This is a genomic window from Enterobacter sp. R-1.6.2 (assembly GCF_035064085.1).
Lineage (GTDB): Bacteria > Pseudomonadota > Gammaproteobacteria > Enterobacterales > Enterobacteriaceae > Enterobacter > Enterobacter asburiae_B.
In genome coordinates this window covers 85,477-103,972 of sequence record NZ_JASEYI010000017.1, presented here as the reverse complement: position 1 = coordinate 103,972, position 18,496 = coordinate 85,477, and the positions used below count along the sequence as shown (strand labels likewise).

General features: G+C 54.3%; 18 protein-coding genes and 1 pseudogene. 13 read left to right on the top strand and 6 right to left on the bottom strand.

The genetic code is table 11. The features are described from left to right. Positions 1 to 74 precede the first annotated feature (74 nt). A pseudogene (locus QMN93_RS18005) lies at positions 75 to 857 on the top strand (EAL domain-containing protein); the annotation flags it as partial. A gap of 289 nt (positions 858 to 1,146) precedes the next feature. On the opposite strand, the gene QMN93_RS18000 reads toward QMN93_RS18005, so the two are convergent. The 3 genes from QMN93_RS18000 to icd form a co-directional block, all read right to left on the bottom strand. Then, a complete protein-coding gene (locus tag QMN93_RS18000; protein WP_069302655.1) occupies positions 1,147 to 1,392 on the bottom strand; it encodes a YmjA family protein in 246 nt (81 codons plus the stop codon). Positions 1,393 to 1,466: 74 nt separating this feature from the next. Then, positions 1,467 to 1,814 carry a DUF1304 domain-containing protein gene (locus QMN93_RS17995; protein WP_047061595.1) on the bottom strand — a complete coding sequence of 116 codons (348 nt, stop codon included), beginning with the start codon at positions 1,812 to 1,814 and terminating at the stop codon, positions 1,467 to 1,469. 77 nt (positions 1,815 to 1,891) lie between these two features. Next, the gene (icd, locus tag QMN93_RS17990; protein ID WP_032657958.1) at positions 1,892 to 3,142 is read right to left on the bottom strand and encodes an NADP-dependent isocitrate dehydrogenase; all 1,251 of its coding nucleotides are present in this window, start codon (positions 3,140 to 3,142) and stop codon (positions 1,892 to 1,894) included. A 117-nt stretch (positions 3,143 to 3,259) separates the two neighbouring features. Here icd and rluE point away from each other — a divergent pair, with 117 nt between their 5' ends. The 8 genes from rluE to QMN93_RS17950 all read left to right on the top strand — a co-directional run bounded on the left by rluE (position 3,260) and on the right by QMN93_RS17950 (position 11,068). Next, positions 3,260 to 3,913, top strand: a complete 654-nt coding sequence (gene rluE / locus QMN93_RS17985; protein WP_023311239.1) for a 23S rRNA pseudouridine(2457) synthase RluE — start codon at positions 3,260 to 3,262, stop codon at positions 3,911 to 3,913. Positions 3,914 to 3,922: 9 nt separating this feature from the next. Next, a complete protein-coding gene (locus QMN93_RS17980; protein ID WP_054829927.1) occupies positions 3,923 to 4,396 on the top strand; it encodes an NUDIX hydrolase in 474 nt (157 codons plus the stop codon). A 40-nt stretch (positions 4,397 to 4,436) separates the two neighbouring features. Continuing rightward, positions 4,437 to 5,549: a tRNA 2-thiouridine(34) synthase MnmA gene (gene mnmA, locus QMN93_RS17975; protein ID WP_193139048.1), complete on the top strand. Its 1,113-nt coding sequence runs from the start codon at positions 4,437 to 4,439 to the stop codon at positions 5,547 to 5,549. A gap of 26 nt (positions 5,550 to 5,575) precedes the next feature. Beyond that, positions 5,576 to 6,205 carry a high frequency lysogenization protein HflD gene (gene hflD / locus QMN93_RS17970; protein WP_023311236.1) on the top strand — a complete coding sequence of 210 codons (630 nt, stop codon included), beginning with the start codon at positions 5,576 to 5,578 and terminating at the stop codon, positions 6,203 to 6,205. A gap of 19 nt (positions 6,206 to 6,224) precedes the next feature. Beyond that, positions 6,225 to 7,595 (top strand): adenylosuccinate lyase, encoded by a 1,371-nt coding sequence (gene purB, locus QMN93_RS17965; RefSeq protein WP_008500757.1) that lies wholly within the window; start codon positions 6,225 to 6,227, stop codon positions 7,593 to 7,595. Between the two features lie 123 nt (positions 7,596 to 7,718). Further along, positions 7,719 to 8,390 carry a two-component system response regulator PhoP gene (phoP, locus tag QMN93_RS17960; RefSeq protein WP_033146521.1) on the top strand — a complete coding sequence of 224 codons (672 nt, stop codon included), beginning with the start codon at positions 7,719 to 7,721 and terminating at the stop codon, positions 8,388 to 8,390. After that, on the top strand, positions 8,391 to 9,854 hold the full coding sequence (phoQ, locus tag QMN93_RS17955) for a two-component system sensor histidine kinase PhoQ (protein WP_033145232.1): 1,464 nt from the start codon (positions 8,391 to 8,393) through the stop codon (positions 9,852 to 9,854). Positions 9,855 to 9,946: 92 nt separating this feature from the next. Further along, a complete protein-coding gene (locus tag QMN93_RS17950; protein WP_023311180.1) occupies positions 9,947 to 11,068 on the top strand; it encodes a cupin domain-containing protein in 1,122 nt (373 codons plus the stop codon). Positions 11,069 to 11,160: 92 nt separating this feature from the next. Here QMN93_RS17950 and QMN93_RS17945 read toward each other — a convergent pair whose 3' ends face one another. After that, complete coding sequence (locus tag QMN93_RS17945) at positions 11,161 to 11,652, bottom strand: transposase (protein ID WP_193139046.1); 492 nt, start codon at positions 11,650 to 11,652, stop codon at positions 11,161 to 11,163. A 95-nt stretch (positions 11,653 to 11,747) separates the two neighbouring features. Continuing rightward, positions 11,748 to 12,971 carry a peptidase T gene (gene pepT / locus QMN93_RS17940; protein ID WP_032665021.1) on the bottom strand — a complete coding sequence of 408 codons (1,224 nt, stop codon included), beginning with the start codon at positions 12,969 to 12,971 and terminating at the stop codon, positions 11,748 to 11,750. A gap of 237 nt (positions 12,972 to 13,208) precedes the next feature. Here pepT and potA point away from each other — a divergent pair, with 237 nt between their 5' ends. From potA to potD, 4 genes are read left to right on the top strand one after another with little or no spacing between them, the layout of a single operon-like run. Further along, positions 13,209 to 14,357, top strand: a complete 1,149-nt coding sequence (gene potA / locus QMN93_RS17935; protein ID WP_193139968.1) for a spermidine/putrescine ABC transporter ATP-binding protein PotA — start codon at positions 13,209 to 13,211, stop codon at positions 14,355 to 14,357. Continuing rightward, positions 14,341 to 15,198: a spermidine/putrescine ABC transporter permease PotB gene (gene potB, locus QMN93_RS17930; RefSeq protein ID WP_096151223.1), complete on the top strand. Its 858-nt coding sequence runs from the start codon at positions 14,341 to 14,343 to the stop codon at positions 15,196 to 15,198. Before potA ends, potB begins: the two co-directional genes overlap by 17 nt. Next, positions 15,195 to 15,986, top strand: a complete 792-nt coding sequence (gene potC, locus QMN93_RS17925) for a spermidine/putrescine ABC transporter permease PotC (protein WP_047061589.1) — start codon at positions 15,195 to 15,197, stop codon at positions 15,984 to 15,986. Before potB ends, potC begins: the two co-directional genes overlap by 4 nt. Then, positions 15,983 to 17,017, top strand: coding sequence for a spermidine/putrescine ABC transporter substrate-binding protein PotD (potD, locus tag QMN93_RS17920; RefSeq protein WP_193139044.1), 1,035 nt, complete (start codon positions 15,983 to 15,985; stop codon positions 17,015 to 17,017). Before potC ends, potD begins: the two co-directional genes overlap by 4 nt. A gap of 46 nt (positions 17,018 to 17,063) precedes the next feature. On the opposite strand, the gene QMN93_RS17915 is transcribed toward potD, so the two are convergent. Continuing rightward, the gene (locus tag QMN93_RS17915) at positions 17,064 to 18,293 is read right to left on the bottom strand and encodes an EAL and HDOD domain-containing protein (protein ID WP_193139042.1); all 1,230 of its coding nucleotides are present in this window, start codon (positions 18,291 to 18,293) and stop codon (positions 17,064 to 17,066) included. Positions 18,294 to 18,496: the final 203 nt, after the last annotated feature.

The following is an 18,496-nucleotide window of genomic DNA, read 5'->3' as shown; positions in this document are numbered from 1 at the left end:
AACTGATGGAGATGGAAGCCACGGGAGCACCTCAAAAACACCATCATACACTAAATCAGTAAGTTGGCACCATTACCTTCCGTATCTATGAAGACCGTTTTTCTCTGGAACGTACGCTGATAAAAGCCGTCCTCACGAATACCATCAGCGTTAACTATCAGCCTATTATTCGCATTCACGATCAAAAAATCGTGGGTGTAGAAGTTCTGTCGAGATGGCGTGACCAAAAGCACGGGGACGTCTCTCCGGAGCTGTTTATCCCATTAATTAAGAAGATCGGTCTGTATAAAAAATATTACAGTAACATTATCGAAAAATCCCTTTCCGAAATTGCCCCTCTGGCGATAAAACACCAGCTGATAGTCTCAATAAACGTTGGGCACAAGGAAATTGAAGATGGACAGTTCATTACCATTTTGCGTCGTGCGTGTTTTGCCAATCACCTTCCCCTTTCCCTGATGAAGGTCGAACTTTCTGAGAAAGCCGTTTCCACGGCAGATATCCTCGAGGGATTCTGTCAGGAGCTGAAATCGCTCGGCGTTAAAATATCAATAGATGATTTTGGCGTGCAAAACTCCAATCTCGCCCGCCTGTCGCTGCTTGAATATGATGAAATCAAAATTGATAAGTCGCTGGTGGACGGCATCAGCGAGCATTATAAGCAAAACATCTTTGCAATCTTCTGCGATGCCCTGGCAAGATTGAATAAAACGCTTGTTTTCGAGGGTGTGGAAAATGAAATTCAATATCGCTTTATTGCAAGCAGATATCCCGATGCGCTGATTCAGGGATGGTATTTTTCAAAAGCACTCACCCGGAGCGAGCTGGCGAAGCGACTCACCGGGGTCGCAACGTAATCCGAAGCCTTGCGCGTCCGTTTTTTCCAGTCGGGCATTTCTATTTTTTACGCAAAAACATATAGTCGTCACATTCAGACGGTAGATTACCCTGAAGCACACTCATATTTTGGTTAAAAACGTGAAATTATCCTTACTATTCCCAGTGGTACTCTTTTGTCTGACCGTTATTTTCGCGCTGTTTATCGACGCCCCCGCGTCGCATATTCTGCGGAAAAAATGCATGTGGTCCGATAGCGTGATGCTGAGCTGTATCGCAAAGCATCAGCATAACGGCTTTTGAAGCAGACTATTCATTTCCCCACTGATTGAGGAAGTTCGCAATATCATCAACGCGACCCGCACGGATCCCGGCCTCAGTGGCCATCTCCTGCTGGGCTTCCTCGCTAATCTCCTCATTATTCGATAAACGGGTGAGCAGCAGCTGGAAATAATGTGCCAGCGTGTCGCGCTCTGACTCAGCGACCGGCTCTGCGGCTTCCGTCGCGTACTCATCGGCAATGTCATAATATTTCAGTGGGATATCGTTGTTCATAACAGTCTCGTCGCTAACCTGTAAGGGTAAAGCCATCAGTATATCGGACGCCTTATCTCAACCAAAGCATTGCTTCAGATGAGTAACGCAAGCAGCGCTGCGAGAGCGGGCGCGGCCTGTACATACAAAATTTTTCGGCTGGCGGTGGCTGCGCCAAAGAGTCCGGCGATCAGCACGCAGGCCAGGAAGAAGATGGCCACCTGAATCCCCTTTTCCCCGAGCCAGAGGCTCCAGAGCAGACCGGCTGCCAGAAAACCGTTATACAGCCCCTGATTCGCGGCCAGCACGCGGGTCTCGCGCGCAAAATCAGGACGCAGATTAAAGGCCTTGTGTCCTGTTTTGGTATTCCACAGGAACATTTCCAGCACAAGAATGTAGAGATGAATGAAAGCAACGACAGCGATAAGGACGGTGGCTAACATCGTGTTGTCTCCCGCAGGCAGAGGCAAAAAAAACGGGAACCCTCAGGCCCCCGCTCTTGTTTAACCCAGAATCTGGATTACATGTTCGCGATAATCGCGTCGCCAAACTCTGAGCATTTCAGCAGCTTAGCGCCTTCCATCAGACGTTCGAAATCGTAAGTTACGGTTTTCGCGTTGATCGCGCCTTCCATACCTTTAACGATCAGGTCTGCGGCTTCGAACCATTCCATATGACGCAACATCATCTCTGCGGACAGGATGATAGAGCCTGGGTTCACTTTGTCCTGGCCCGCGTATTTAGGTGCAGTACCGTGGGTCGCTTCGAACAGGGCGCACTCGTCACCGATGTTCGCGCCAGGGGCGATACCGATACCGCCAACCTGTGCTGCCAGGGCGTCAGAGATGTAGTCACCGTTCAGGTTCATACAGGCAATTACGTCGTATTCTGCAGGACGCAGCAGGATCTGCTGCAGGAACGCATCGGCGATCACATCTTTAATGATGATCTCTTTGCCGGTGTTCGGGTTCTTAATCTTCTGCCATGGGCCACCGTCGATCAGCTCACCGCCGAACTCTTCTTTCGCCAACTGGTAGCCCCAGTCTTTGAACGCGCCTTCGGTGAACTTCATGATGTTGCCTTTGTGAACCAGAGTCACAGAGTCACGGTCGTTGGTGATCGCGTATTCGATGGCCGCACGCACCAGACGTTTAGTACCGTCTTCAGAGCATGGCTTGATGCCGATACCGCAATGCTCAGGGAAGCGAATTTTCTTCACGCCCATCTCTTCGCGCAGGAATTTAATCACTTTTTCTGCGTCAGCAGAGTCCGCTTTCCATTCGATACCCGCGTAGATGTCTTCTGAGTTTTCGCGGAAGATAACCATATCGGTCAGTTCAGGGTGCTTAACCGGGCTTGGGGTGCCCTGATAGTAACGAACCGGACGCAGACACACGTACAGGTCCAGCTCCTGACGCAGTGCCACGTTCAGGGAACGGATACCGCCGCCAACTGGCGTCGTCAGTGGGCCTTTAATAGCAACGCGGTAGTCGCGTATCAGGTCCAGCGTTTCTGCTGGCAGCCAGACGTCCTGGCCATAAACTTGAGTAGATTTCTCACCGGTGTAAATTTCCATCCAGGAAATTTTACGCTCGCCTTTGTAGGCTTTCTCAACAGCGGCATCAACCACTTTCAGCATCGCCGGGGTAACGTCTACACCGATACCGTCACCTTCGATGAACGGGATAATCGGATTGTGAGGAACGTTAATCTTGCCGTTTTGCAGGGTGATCTTTTTACCTTCCGCCGGAACAACTACTTTGCTTTCCATTAACCTCTCCTTCGAGCGCTTCTGGTTGTTACTGATCTTATGTTAATAAATTGTAATGAGCCCTTCGATAGTACCTGATTGTCCTGCGCCATGAAAGGTCTTCGTTATTAGGCTATAATGCGGCAATTGATAACGCCTGAAAATACCATGAAGAAAACTTCTTTTACAAAACACCGGGTTGAGCGATTCAGCTCGCGACAAGCCGCCAGAAGACCGCAGGAAACCCAGCCGAAGCGGGTTATTTTGTTCAATAAACCCTACGATGTTTTGCCGCAGTTTACCGATGAAGCCGGGCGCAGCACGCTGAAGGACTACATTCCTGTTCAGGGCGTCTACGCGGCCGGGCGCCTGGACCGCGACAGCGAAGGCCTTCTGGTCTTAACCAACGACGGCGCGTTGCAGGCGAAGCTCACGCAGCCGGGCAAACGCACCGGCAAAATTTACTTCGTCCAGGTGGAAGGCGAGCCGGATGACGCGACGCTGGCAGCGCTACGCAGCGGCGTGACGTTGAACGACGGCCCAACCCTGCCCGCAGGTATTGAACGCGTGAATGAGCCGGAGTGGCTGTGGCCGCGCAACCCGCCGATTCGCGAACGCAAATCCATCCCGACAAGCTGGCTCAAAATCACCCTTTATGAAGGCCGCAACCGCCAGGTTCGCCGCATGACCGCACACGTCGGCTTCCCTACCCTGCGTCTGATTCGCTACGCCATGGGCAGCTACACCCTGGAAACGCTGGCAAACGGCGAATGGCGCGACGTCACCCCTTAAGGAGTCACTATGTTTAAACCTCATGTCACGGTTGCCTGCGTGGTCCACGCCAGGGGTAAATTCCTTGTTGTTGAAGAGAGCATTAACGGCAAAGCGCTGTGGAACCAGCCTGCCGGACACCTTGAAGCCAATGAAACCCTGCTGCAGGCAGCAAAACGCGAGCTGTGGGAAGAGACCGGCATTCACGCTGAACCCCAGCACTTCATCCGTATGCACCAGTGGATCGCGCCGGATCACACCCCGTTTCTGCGCTTTTTATTCGCCGTTGAGCTTAGCGAAACGTGCGCCACAGAGCCGCAGGATGACGATATCGATCGCTGTCTTTGGGTCACCGCCGACGAGATCCTGAACGCGCCAAACCTGCGCTCGCCGCTGGTTGCGGAAAGCATTCGCTGCTGGCAGTCAGGCGCACGCCTGCCGCTGGATGTCATCGGCGCATTTAACTGGCCGTTTACAGAGGGTGTCAATGGTGGGGGGGCGTGATAGAATACGCCGCCTTGAAGTTCAATGTCGTGAGTATTCCATGTCAGATAACAGCCAGAAAAAAGTGATCGTCGGCATGTCCGGCGGTGTCGATTCCTCCGTTTCCGCCTACCTGTTACAGCAACAGGGCTATAAGGTGGAGGGCCTGTTCATGAAGAACTGGGAGGAAGATGATGGCGAGGAATACTGCACCGCCGCTGCGGATCTCGCCGACGCGCAGGCCGTATGCGATAAGCTCGGTATTGAACTGCACACCGTTAACTTTGCCGCAGAATACTGGGACAACGTTTTTGAACTGTTCCTGGAAGAGTACAAAGCGGGCCGCACGCCGAACCCGGATATTCTGTGCAACAAAGAGATCAAATTTAAGGCCTTCCTGGAATTCGCCGCGGAAGATCTGGGCGCTGACTACATCGCGACCGGTCACTACGTGCGTCGCGCAGACGTCAATGGCAAAAGCCAGCTGCTGCGCGGTCTGGACGGCAACAAAGATCAAAGCTACTTCCTCTATACGCTGAGCCACGAGCAAATCGCCCAGAGCCTGTTCCCGGTCGGCGAGCTGGAAAAGCCGCAGGTGCGTAAAATCGCCGAAGAGCTGGACCTCATCACCGCGAAGAAAAAAGACTCTACCGGCATTTGCTTCATCGGCGAGCGCAAATTCCGCGATTTCCTGGGACGTTACCTGCCTGCTCAGCCGGGTAAAATTGTCACCGTCGACGGGGAAGAGATTGGCCAGCATCAGGGGCTGATGTACCACACGCTCGGTCAGCGTAAAGGCTTGGGTATTGGCGGGACCAAAGAAGGTAGCGAAGATCCATGGTATGTTGTCGACAAAGACGTCGAAAACAATATTCTGGTTGTTGCCCAGGGTCACGATCATCCGCGTTTGATGTCCGTTGGCCTTATCGCGCAGCAGCTTCACTGGGTCGATCGTGAGCCGCTGAAAGGCACCCTGCGCTGCACGGTGAAAACACGCTACCGCCAGAACGATATTCCTTGCACCATTACCGCGCTTGATGACGATCGCATTGACGTGCGTTTCGACGAGCCGGTCGCGGCCGTCACCCCGGGTCAGTCTGCTGTCTTCTACAGCGGCGAAATCTGTCTGGGCGGCGGGATCATTGAACAGCGCCTGCCGCTGCCTGCTGTTTAATACGATTCACACATAAAGGAGAGCGTGTGGCGAAGAACTACTATGACATCACCCTGGCGCTGGCGGGAATTTGCCAGTCAGCCCGTCTGGTGCAACAGCTGGCGCATCAGGGTCATTGCGACGCAGATGCCCTGCACGTTTCACTGAACAGCGTTATCGATCTCAACCCCGGCTCGACCCTGGGCGTGTTCGGCGGCAGTGAAACTAATCTTCGTCTCGGTCTTGAAACCCTGCTCGGCGTGCTTAACGCCAGCAGCCGTCAGGGATTAAACGCGGAGCTGACCCGCTACACGTTAAGCCTGATGGTGCTGGAGCGTAAGCTGAACGCCGCAAAAGGCGCAATGAATACGCTGGGCGATCGCATTGCCGGGCTGCAGCGTCAGCTCGATCATTTTGACCTGCAGTCGGAAACGCTGCTGAGCGCTATGGCCGGCATTTATGTTGACGTCATCAGCCCGCTGGGCCCGCGTATTCAGGTCACTGGCTCCCCTGCCGTGCTGCAAAGTCCGCAGGTACAGGCAAAAGTGCGCGCGTCCCTGCTGGCAGGTATCCGCGCCGCCGTGCTGTGGCACCAGGTGGGCGGTGGCCGCCTGCAGTTAATGTTTTCTCGTAATCGCCTGACCACTCAGGCAAAACAAATTCTTGCTCATTGTTAACCTCCCGGAGTTGCGAATTATGGAATTATCCTCACTGACCGCCGTATCCCCTGTCGATGGACGCTACGGCGATAAAGTCAGCGCGCTGCGCGGGATCTTCAGCGAATATGGTTTGCTGAAGTTCCGTGTTCAGGTTGAAGTACGCTGGCTGCAAAAGCTGGCCGCCCAGGCAGCAATCAAGGAAGTTCCTGCTTTTGACGAAAAGGCAAACGATTACCTTGATAAAATCGTTGCCGAGTTTAGCGAACAAGACGCCGCGCGCATTAAAACCATCGAACGCACCACCAACCACGACGTGAAAGCGGTTGAGTACTTCCTGAAAGAGAAAGTGGAAAGCGTCCCTGCGCTGCATGCCGTGTCTGAGTTCATTCACTTCGCCTGTACCTCTGAAGACATCAACAACCTCTCTCACGCGCTGATGCTCTCCACCGCGCGTAAAGAGGTGGTGCTGCCTTACTGGCGTAAAATCATCGACGCGGTAAAAGCGCTGTCCGTGGAATACCGCGACATTCCGCTGCTCTCCCGTACCCACGGCCAGCCAGCCACCCCATCCACGATGGGTAAAGAGATGGCGAACGTCGCGTACCGTATGGAGCGCCAGTACCGTCAGCTGGAGCAGGTTGAGATCCTCGGCAAAATCAACGGCGCGGTCGGTAACTATAACGCCCACATCGCCGCTTACCCGGAAGTGGACTGGCACCAGTTCAGCGAAGAGTTCGTGACCTCTCTGGGCATTCAGTGGAACCCGTACACCACGCAGATTGAGCCGCACGACTATATCGCCGAACTGTTTGACTGCATCGCGCGCTTCAACACCATCCTGATCGACTTCGATCGTGACGTGTGGGGCTACATCGCCCTGAACCACTTCAAGCAGAAAACCATCGCCGGTGAAATCGGCTCTTCCACCATGCCGCACAAAGTGAACCCAATCGACTTCGAAAACTCCGAAGGCAACCTGGGCCTGGCGAACGCCGTGCTGCAGCATATGGCGAGCAAACTGCCGGTATCCCGCTGGCAGCGCGACCTGACCGACTCCACCGTACTGCGTAACCTGGGCGTGGGCATTGGCTACGCGCTGATCGCGTACCAGTCCACCCTGAAAGGCGTGAGCAAACTGGAAGTGAACCGCGACCGTCTGCTGGACGAGCTGGATCACAACTGGGAAGTGCTGGCGGAGCCAATCCAGACCGTGATGCGCCGTTACGGTATCGAAAAACCGTACGAGAAGCTGAAAGAGCTGACCCGCGGCAAACGCGTTGACGCCGAAGGCATGAAGCAGTTTATCGACGGTCTGGCGCTGCCGGAAGAAGAGAAAACGCGCCTGAAGGCGATGACCCCGGCGAACTACATTGGCCGCGCCATCACCATGGTCGACGAGCTGAAGTAACGCCCCTCTCCCCCTTTTCGCCCGAAAAGGGGGATGCTTTTCCCCGGTTTACTCAATGTTTATCCCCACAACAACATAATCAGCGTTAAACTATTCATACCAATTATTTAGGGAGAAGAGATGATGCGCGTACTGGTTGTTGAGGATAACGCATTGCTACGCCATCACCTGAAGGTTCAGCTTCAGGAGATGGGACATCAGGTGGACGATGCTGAAGATGCAAAAGAAGCCGATTATTATCTCAATGAACACCTGCCGGATATCGCCATTGTCGATTTAGGGTTGCCTGACGAAGACGGCCTGTCGTTAATTCGCCGTTGGCGCAGCCACGATGTCTCCCTGCCGGTTCTGGTTCTGACCGCCCGTGAAGGCTGGCAGGATAAGGTCGAAGTGCTCAGCGCGGGTGCAGACGATTACGTCACCAAGCCGTTTCATATTGAAGAGGTGGCGGCGCGCATGCAGGCGCTGTTACGCCGCAACAGCGGGCTGGCTTCACAGGTTATTTCCATCCCGCCATTCCAGGTCGATCTCTCCCGCCGGGAATTAGCGATCAATGAGGAAGTGATTAAGCTCACCGCCTTCGAATACACCATCATGGAAACGCTGATCCGTAACAATGGCAAAGTGGTGAGCAAAGATTCCTTAATGCTCCAGCTTTATCCTGATGCTGAACTGCGCGAGAGCCATACCATTGACGTGCTGATGGGCCGTTTACGTAAGAAAATTCAGGCGCAGTATCCGCAGGATGTGATTACCACCGTCCGTGGCCAGGGCTACCTGTTCGAATTACGCTAAATGAGAGGGATTTTACGCCACATTCTGCCCCTCTCGCTGCGGGTTCGTTTCTTACTGGCAACAGCCGCCGTCGTGCTGGTGCTGTCGCTCTCCTACGGCATGGTCGCCCTGGTGGGCTACAGCGTCAGCTTTGATAAAACAACCTTTCGGCTGTTGCGCGGCGAAAGCAATCTGTTTTATACCCTGGCGAAGTGGGAAAACAACCGAATCACCGTCGAAATGCCGGAAAACCTCAACCAGCAGAGCCCAACGCTGGCCCTGATTTATAACGAAAAAGGGAAATTACTGTGGGCACAGCGTGATATCCCCTGGCTGGTTAAAAGCATTCGTCCGGACTGGCTCAAAACCAACGGGTTTCATGAAATTGAAGCCGATCTCAACACCACCAGCTCGCTGATCCGTGAAGATCGCTCCCTGCAGCAAAAGCTGAACGAGATCCGCGCCGACAACGCCGAAACGGAGATGACGCACTCCGTCGCGATTAACCTCTATCCGGCGACGCTGAACATGCCGCAGCTGACCATTGTGGTGATCGACACCATTCCGGTCGAGCTGAAGCGTTCTTATATGGTCTGGAGCTGGTTCATCTACGTTCTGGCTGCGAATCTCCTGCTGGTGATCCCGCTGCTGTGGGTGGCGGCGTGGTGGAGCTTGCGCCCCATTGAGTCACTGGCGAAAGAGGTTCGTGAGCTGGAAGAACATCATCGCGAGAAGCTGAACCCGGAAACCACCCGTGAGCTCACCAGCCTGGTGCGTAACCTCAACCGCCTGCTGAAAAGTGAACGCGAACGCTACGATAAATACCGTACCACCCTTACCGACCTGACCCACAGCCTGAAAACTCCGCTGGCCGTCATGCAAAGTACCCTGCGTTCAATGCGCAGTTCGAAGCTGAGCGTCGATGATGCCGAGCCGGTGATGCTGGAACAGATCAGCCGTATTTCACAGCAAATTGGCTATTACCTGCACCGCGCCAGCATGCGTTCAGGAAGCGCGCTTCTCAGCCGCGAGCTGCACCCGGTAGCCCCGCTTCTGGATAACCTCACGTCCGCCCTCAACAAGGTGTATCAGCGTAAAGGGGTTAACATCAGCCTCGATATCTCGCCAGAGATAAGCTTTGTGGGTGAAAAAAATGACTTCATGGAAGTGATGGGTAACCTGCTGGATAACGCCTGCAAATACTGTCTGGAGTTCGTGGAAGTGTCAGCGCGTCAGACGGAAACCGAACTGCATATTATCGTTGAGGATGATGGCCCAGGGATCCCTCGAAATAAACGCGACGTGGTGTTCGATCGCGGTCAGCGCGCCGATACGCTACGTCCTGGCCAGGGCGTCGGGTTAGCCGTCGCTCGTGAGATTGTCGACCAGTACGACGGGAAAATCGAAACCAGCGAAAGTCTGCTGGGCGGCGCCAGAATGGAGGTTATTTTTGGCCGCCAGCAGCCCACATTGAACGATAGTTAACCCGTTATGTGAAAAATGCGAGGATCTCGCAGCCGGGGGGCTGAGCTTCCGTTATAATCCGAGTCAGTAAGAGCCTGCGGAATAAAAAAATTATGGATTATCACTTAACGCTTAACTGGCCCGAGTTTATTGAACGTTACTGGCAAAAACGCCCGGTGGTTCTGAAACGCGGATTCAGCAATTTTGTCGACCCTATCTCGCCTGACGAGCTGGCAGGTCTGGCCATGGAAAACGAAGTCGACAGCCGTCTGGTCAGCCACCAGGACGGGAAATGGCAGGTTAGCCACGGTCCTTTCGAAAGCTACGATCACCTCGGTGAAAACAACTGGTCGCTGCTGGTGCAGGCGGTCAACCACTGGCACGAGCCGACTGCCGCCTTAATGCGCCCGTTCCGCGCCCTGCCCGACTGGCGCATGGACGATCTGATGATCTCCTTCTCCGTGCCGGGCGGCGGCGTAGGTCCACATCTTGACCAGTACGACGTGTTCATCATTCAGGGTACGGGCCGCCGCCGCTGGCGCGTGGGCGAAAAAGTCCCGATGAAGCAGCACTGCCCGCATCCTGACCTGCTTCAGGTTGACCCGTTTGAAGGGATTATCGATGAAGAGCTGGAGCCGGGTGATATTCTCTACATTCCGCCGGGATTCCCTCACGAAGGCTACTCCCTGGAAAACTCACTCAACTACTCCGTGGGGTTCCGCGCGCCAAGCGGCCGCGAGATGATCAGCGGATTTGCCGACTACGTTCTGCAACGCGAGCTGGGCAGCTATCGTTACAGCGACCCTGATGTGCCTGCACGCGAGCATCCGGCGGATATTCTGCCAGAAGAACTCGATAAGCTGCGCGGCATGATGCTGGATCTGATCAACGAGCCGGAGCACTTCAAACAGTGGTTTGGTGAGTTTATCAGCCAGTCTCGTCATGAGCTGGACGTTGCGCCGCCGGAGCCGCCGTATCAGGCTGACGAGATTTATGATGCGCTTCAGCAGGGCGACAAGCTGACGCGTCTGGGCGGGTTGCGCGTGCTGCGCATTGGCGAAGAGGTGTTCGTCAACGGCGAGAAGCTGGACTCTCCGCACCGTCCGGCGCTGGAAGCCATTGCCAGCCATCTGGTGCTGACTGCCGACACCTTTGGCGATGCGCTGGAAGATCCTTCCTTCCTCGCGATGCTCGCCGCGCTGGTCAACAGCGGGTACTGGTTCTTTGAGGACTAAGTCGTGATATTTGCCGGGTGGCGGCTTCGCCTTACCCGGCCTACAAAAGCACGATCCCGTAGGCCCGGTAAGCGTAGCGCCACCGGGCGTTTTTATCTCCGCTCACCCGCCGCAAAATCCTCGATCTCTCCCGCCCAATCCACCGGATACAAGCCTTCCCGTACATCGCGATGAAACGTTGAATACGGCCAGTCGCTGACCTTACTGACATAGCCATGTTTCACCGGATTGATGTAGACGTAATCCACATGCCGACGGTAGTCTTTTTCGTTACGGACTGTGTGCTCCCAGAAGCGTGGCTGCCAGATATGGCGCATGCCGATGTAGCGGCTGAATGTCTTTTTAATGTCGCGCCAGCGGGCCGAAAAGTCACTGTCGCCTTCCGGTAAGGTCCAGATACAGTGCATATGTTCAGGAAGGATTACCCATGAGTTGATAGTAAATGGCTTTGCATGTTTAACCGTTGAGGTGGCAGCACGCAGGCTGTCGATATGACGGGTAAGCAAATCGCTTTGGCGGTTTTGCAAGTTGACGGTGAAGAACCAGGTTCCACCAGGGACGTAGTGGCGACGATAGTTTGACATGGCGCTCCTTGCCTGAATGCCGGGTGGCGGCTGCGCCTTACCCGGCCTACATTACGATCGTAGGCCCGGTAAGCGTAGCGCCACCGGGCTTTTTCTTACCGCTTCGCGGTCAACTCCGCTATCCGCACTATCACCTTCACCGCTTTTTCCATCCCCTCCAGCGTCACGAACTCATGCTTACCATGGTAGTTGTAGCCACCGGTAAACAGGTTCGGGCACGGCAGCCCCATAAACGACAGCTGAGAACCGTCGGTGCCGCCGCGAATCGGCTTCAGCTGCGGTTCAATATCGCAGTCGCGCATCGCCTGCTGGGCGATATCGAGAATATGCGGATGCGCCATCACCTTCTCGCGCATGTTGTAATAGCTGTCTTCAATGATCAGCTCAATATAGCAATCAGGGTGTAACCCTTTACCGACCTTCTTGGCGATCTCCATCATCTTGCGCTTGCGCGCCTCAAAGGCTTTGCGGTCGAAATCGCGGATGATGTAGTGCATCTGCGCGCTGTCCACAGTGCCTTTAATGCTGGTCAGGTGATAGAAACCTTCATACCCTTCGGTCTGTTCAGGGCTCTCTTCCGCCGGGACTTCTGCATGAATTCTGGACGCCAGCGACAGCGCGTTCACCATAACGCCTTTCGCCGAACCGGGATGAACGTTGTTGCCGACAATTTTGATCGTGACGGACGCGGCATTGAAGTTTTCATACTCCAGTTCACCGACGCCGCCGCCGTCAACGGTATAGGCCCACTGCGCGTTAAAGGCTTCCACGTCGAAGTGCTTCGCGCCCTTGCCGACCTCTTCGTCCGGCGTAAAGGCCACGCGGATATCGCCGTGCGGGATATTTTTGCCCTTCAGCACCGCCAGCGCGGTCATGATCTCCGCAATGCCCGCCTTGTCATCCGCCCCCAGCAGCGTTTTACCGTCGGTGGTGATCAGCGTCTGACCGAGCAGCTGGTGCAGCACGGGGAACATCACCGGTGAGAGCACCTCGTCGCCAATGCCCAGCGCAATATCGCCGCCGCGGTAGTTTTCCACAATCTGCGGGTTCACATGTTTACCGCTAAAATCCGGAGAGGTGTCGACATGGGAGATAAAGCCAATCGCCGGAATATCACCCTGGACATTCGCCGGCAGCGTTGCCATCACAGTGCCTTTTTCGCTTAACGTGACGTTGACCAGCCCCATGGCGTCAAGCTGCTCTTTTAGCAGGTTTAATAACTTCCACTGGCCTTCGGTGCTCGGCACCTGGCGAACACCCGGTTTAGATTGGGTATCCAGCGAAACGTACTGTAAAAAACGCTCAAGTAATTTATCCATGCAGTCACCCTCACTTTTCGTGACAACATTATCAGTAAGCATCAAAACGCAAATATTGCGTCAGGTCACTTTTATCCCGCAAACGAGAATATTTTCCGTTTATATGGTTATGCGTTAGTAAATGTAGCTTATGAATCAGTGACAAGGTTTGGCGTTCGCAGGGGATTGCCGTAGAATGTCCGCCCTCATTACGAGTCACCAAGGTGGTTACACACAAACCCCGCTTCAGTCTGCTGCCTGAGGCGTCTATATGGGACAGCGCAAAAATTGAATACACAATCCCGTTCACGTTCACCGCTGGTGCAACTGGAACGAATTCGTAAAAGTTTTGATGGTAAAGACGTTATTTCCGACCTCACTCTGACCATCAATGACGGTGAGTTTCTGACGCTGCTTGGCCCCTCGGGCTGCGGCAAAACAACCGTACTGCGCCTTATCGCCGGGCTGGAAAGCGTCGATAACGGCCATATCCATCTTGAAAACCAGGACATCACCCAAGTTCCTGCCGAAGACCGCCACGTCAATACCGTCTTTCAGAGCTACGCCCTGTTCCCGCACATGACCGTGTTTGAAAACGTGGCGTTTGGCCTGCGGATGCAAAAAACGCCGGCGAATGAGATCGAACCGCGCGTCACCGACGCCCTGCGCATGGTGCAGCTTGAGACGTTTGCCCAGCGTAAACCCCATCAGCTTTCCGGCGGCCAGCAGCAGCGCGTGGCCATCGCCCGCGCCGTGGTCAACAAGCCGCGCCTGCTCCTGCTGGATGAATCCCTCTCCGCGCTGGATTACAAGCTGCGCAAGCAGATGCAGAACGAGCTTAAAGCCCTGCAGCGCAAGCTCGGCATTACCTTTGTCTTCGTCACCCACGATCAGGAAGAGGCCCTGACCATGTCCGACCGCATCGTGGTAATGCGCGACGGCAAAATCGAGCAGGACGGCACGCCGCGCGAAATCTACGAAGAGCCGAAGAATCTGTTTGTCGCCAGCTTCATTGGCGATATCAATATCTTCGACGCCACGGTGATCGAGCGTCTGGACGACCAGCGCGTGCGCGCCAGCGTCGAAGGACGCGAGTGTAATATCACGGTGACTTTCCCCGTCGAAAAGGGACAAAAACTCAACGTTCTGCTGCGCCCGGAAGATCTGCGCGTCGATGAAATTCACGGCAATACCGAGGCCGAAGGGTTAATCGGCTATATCCGCGAGCGCAACTACAAAGGGATGACGCTGGAGTCCGTTGTCGAGCTGGAGAACGGCAAGATGGTGATGGTCAGCGAGTTCTTTAACGAAGACGACCCTGACTTCGACCACTCTCTCGACCAGAAAATGGTTATCAACTGGGTAGAAAGCTGGGAGGTTGTGCTGGCTGATGAAGAACACAAGTAAATTCCAGAATGTGGTGATCGCCACGATCGTCGGTTGGCTTGTGCTGTTTGTCTTTTTGCCCAACCTGATGATCGTTGCCACCAGCTTTCTGACCCGCGACGACGCTAGCTTCGTTTCGCTGGTCTTTACGCTGGACAACTACGCGCGCCTGCTCGATCCGCTCTATTTAGACGTGCTGCTGCACTCGCTCAATATGGCGCTGATTGCCACCCTTGCCTGTCTGGTGCTGGGGTATCCTTTCGCATGGTTCCTCGCAGGCCTGCCGCAAAAGGTGCGGCCTCTGCTGCTGTTTTTACTGATTGTTCCCTTCTGGACCAACTCGTTAATCCGCATCTACGGGCTGAAAATCTTCCTTAGCACTAAAGGCTATCTCAACGAGTTTCTGCTGTGGCTGGGGGTGATTGATACGCCGATCCGCATCATGTTTACCCCGAGCGCGGTGATCGTCGGCCTGGTCTATATCCTGCTGCCGTTTATGGTGATGCCGCTCTACTCCAGCATCGAGAAGCTGGATAAACCGCTGCTGGAGGCGGCAAAAGACCTGGGCGCTAACAAGCTGCAGACCTTCATCCGCATTATTATCCCGCTGACCATGCCGGGCATTATTGCGGGCTGTCTGCTGGTAATGCTTCCGGCGATGGGTTTGTTCTACGTGTCGGATCTGATGGGCGGCGCGAAAAACCTGCTGATCGGTAACGTGATCAAGAGCCAGTTCCTGAACATCCGCGACTGGCCGTTCGGCTCCGCGACCAGCATTACGCTGACGGTGATCATGGGCCTGATGCTGCTGGTCTACTGGCGCGCCTCACGCTTGCTGAATAAAAAGGTGGAACTCGAATGATCGGTCGACTGCTTCGCGGCGGTTTTATGACCGCCATTTATGCCTGGCTCTATATCCCGATCGTTATTTTGATCGTGAACTCGTTTAACAGCTCACGCTTCGGGATCAACTGGCAGGGCTTTACCACCAGCTGGTACAGCCTGCTGATGAACAACGACAGCCTGCTGCAGGCCGCGCAGCACTCGCTGACGATGGCGATCTTCTCCGCCACCTTCGCGACGCTGATTGGCTCGCTCACCGCCGTGGCGCTGTACCGCTATCGCTTTCGCGGCAAACCGTTCGTCAGCGGTATGCTGTTTGTGGTGATGATGTCGCCTGACATCGTGATGGCCATTTCGCTGCTGGTGCTGTTTATGCTGCTGGGCGTACAGCTTGGCTTCTGGTCGCTGCTGTTCTCGCATATCACCTTCTGCCTGCCGTTTGTGGTGGTGACCGTTTTCGCGCGCCTGAAAGGGTTCGACGTGCGCATGCTGGAGGCGGCGAAGGATCTGGGCGCCAGCGAGATGACCATCCTGCGCAAAATCATCCTGCCGCTGGCGATGCCCGCCGTGGCGGCCGGATGGCTACTTAGCTTCACCCTGTCGATGGATGACGTGGTCGTGTCCTCCTTCGTCACCGGTCCGAGCTATGAAATTCTGCCGTTGAAGATCTATTCAATGGTGAAAGTCGGCGTCTCACCGGAGGTGAACGCGCTGGCGACCATTCTGCTGGTGTTTTCGCTGGTTCTGGTGATCGCCAGCCAGGTTATTGCTCGTGATAAAACAAAATCTCAGGGGACAATGAAATGAAAAAAATGCTCGCCGCTGCGGCGCTGGTGCTTGGCATGGGTGCCGCGCACGCTGATGACAGCAAAACGCTCTACTTCTACAACTGGACCGAGTACGTGCCGCCGGGCCTGCTGGAACAGTTCACGAAGGAGACGGGCATCAAGGTTATCTACTCGACCTACGAGTCGAATGAAACCATGTACGCCAAGCTGAAAACCTACAAAGACGGCGCGTACGATCTGGTCGTGCCTTCCACCTACTTTGTCGACAAAATGCGCAAAGAGGGCATGATCCAGAAGATCGACAAAACGAAGCTAACCCATTTTTCAAACCTCGATCCTGAGATGCTTAACAAGCCGTTCGACCCCAATAACGACTACTCCATTCCGTACATCTGGGGAGCAACCGCGATTGGCGTGAATAGCGATGCCGTCGATCCGAAAACGGTGACAAGCTGGGCCGACCTGTGGAAACCGGAATACAAGGGTAGCCTGCTGTTAACCGACGACGCGCGTGAGGTGTTCCAGGTCGCGCTGCGCAAGCTGGGCTACTCGGGCAACACGACGGATCCCAAAGAGATTGAAGCGGCGTATAACGAGCTGAAAAAGCTGATGCCTAACGTGGCGGCGTTCAACTCTGATAACCCGGCAAACCCGTATATGGAAGGCGAAGTGAACCTGGGGATGGTGTGGAACGGCTCCGCGTATGTCGCCCGCCAGGCCGGTACGCCGCTTGAGGTGGTCTGGCCGAAAGAAGGCGGGATCTTCTGGATGGACAGCCTTGCGATCCCCGCCAACGCGAAAAATGTTGAAGGGGCGCACAAGCTGATTAACTTCCTGCTGCGCCCGGACGTGGCGAAACAGGTTGCCGAGACGATTGGCTACCCGACACCAAACCTCGCCGCACGCAGGCTGCTGAAGCCTGAAGTGGCTAATGATAAATCGCTCTATCCGGATGCCGAAACCATCAGCAAAGGTGAATGGCAGAACGATGTCGGTGACGCCAGCCGCCTCTACGAAGAGTATTACCAGAAATTAAAAGCGGGCCGATAAACGGTATCGCGTTCTTCCTCACGCCGTACGTGCGGCGTGAGGAGAATTAACTGACCGCATTCTCCCCAGCCCAGATCGTCGCCTTTCTCATCGCCTCAACCACATCCTCATCCGACAAACCCAGCGCCTGACGAACCCGGGTCGCCTCGTCCCACTGCTGCTGTTCATAGTATCGGCACAGGCTCACCATATCGGCTAACCGTCCCTCCTGATGGCACAGGGCATTGCTCACGCTCTGCGGGACCGCAATTTGCTTCATCAACTCGGCCATCGGCTGTTCGAGGAGGGTATCCAGCAGAGAAAACAGGCCGCACATGAAGGCATTTTCAGCCAGCGCCGGTTCGTTCATCGTCCCGGCTATCAGCTCGCAGAACTTGCCGCGCATCATGCTCAACGGGTAAAGCTCGCTTACGGTGTCATTGCCCGCGCTCGCCAGGACCACGACGGCAACAAACCGTCTCAGCTGATTTTCTCCAAGGTATCTGAGGACTTCGCTCAGGGTTAACTTGCTGAAATTACAGGCACCGATATGTTTAAATGCGGTGTGCTTCATGTAGCGCATGATTTTCCAGGACAGCGTGAGATCGGTTTTAATCAACGACTCGACGATCCGAAAATCAGGCTTATTGCGCCCAACCTCCATTTGCAGCCGAAAAATTGCCAGCTGATTTTGCGATAGCCGTTTATATTTAATTACCTCCGGACGGCAGAAAAAATAGCCCTGAAACAGCGAGAATCCCTCTTCCCTGTATTGGCTGAATTCCTCTTTAGTCTCAATTTTTTCAGCGAGATATTTAATATGCCCGGTTAAATGTTTACGCTCTTTCAGATACTGTTTAATTTGCGCTAAGGTATAATTTCTGACGTCAAATTTCAGTATTGAAATATAGGGTAAAAAAACATCCCATTCTGGCGCAAGCGTGAAATCATCAAGCGCAAACTGATAACCATCCGCACTCATCTCCCTGACGGCCTGCAACAGCTCCGCTCCCGGCACAGCATCTTCCAGGATCTCAATGACCACGCTCTCTTTATCCAGCGCTTCTCCGCTGCGGTCTATGACCATCCGCGAAGGGAAATTAATAAACGACGTATGTGCCCCGGCGATGCGCTGGGACGGCACGCATAAAAACTGATCTGATATCATCCTGGAGGTGGCATATTCCGCCGACACGTCCGGAAAACGGTTTGTCATCCCATCTCTGAAGAGCAGTTCATAGGCCACCGTCTTCATCTCAGGGTTAAAAATGGGTTGTCGCGCAATAAATCCGTACATATCCCATCCTCCTCTACAACTTTATATTTATTAGCATCCTCTTTCTACACGACGATAACGAGCTTTATCGAGCACTATTTTGATTGAATGCACAAAATAAAAGCATCCACACTAATTAACTGGATTTACAAATCAAAATTTAAATTAAATATCCCTGGCGCTCTACAGAAAGAGGAGAAAATATCCGATAAGGAATATGTGCC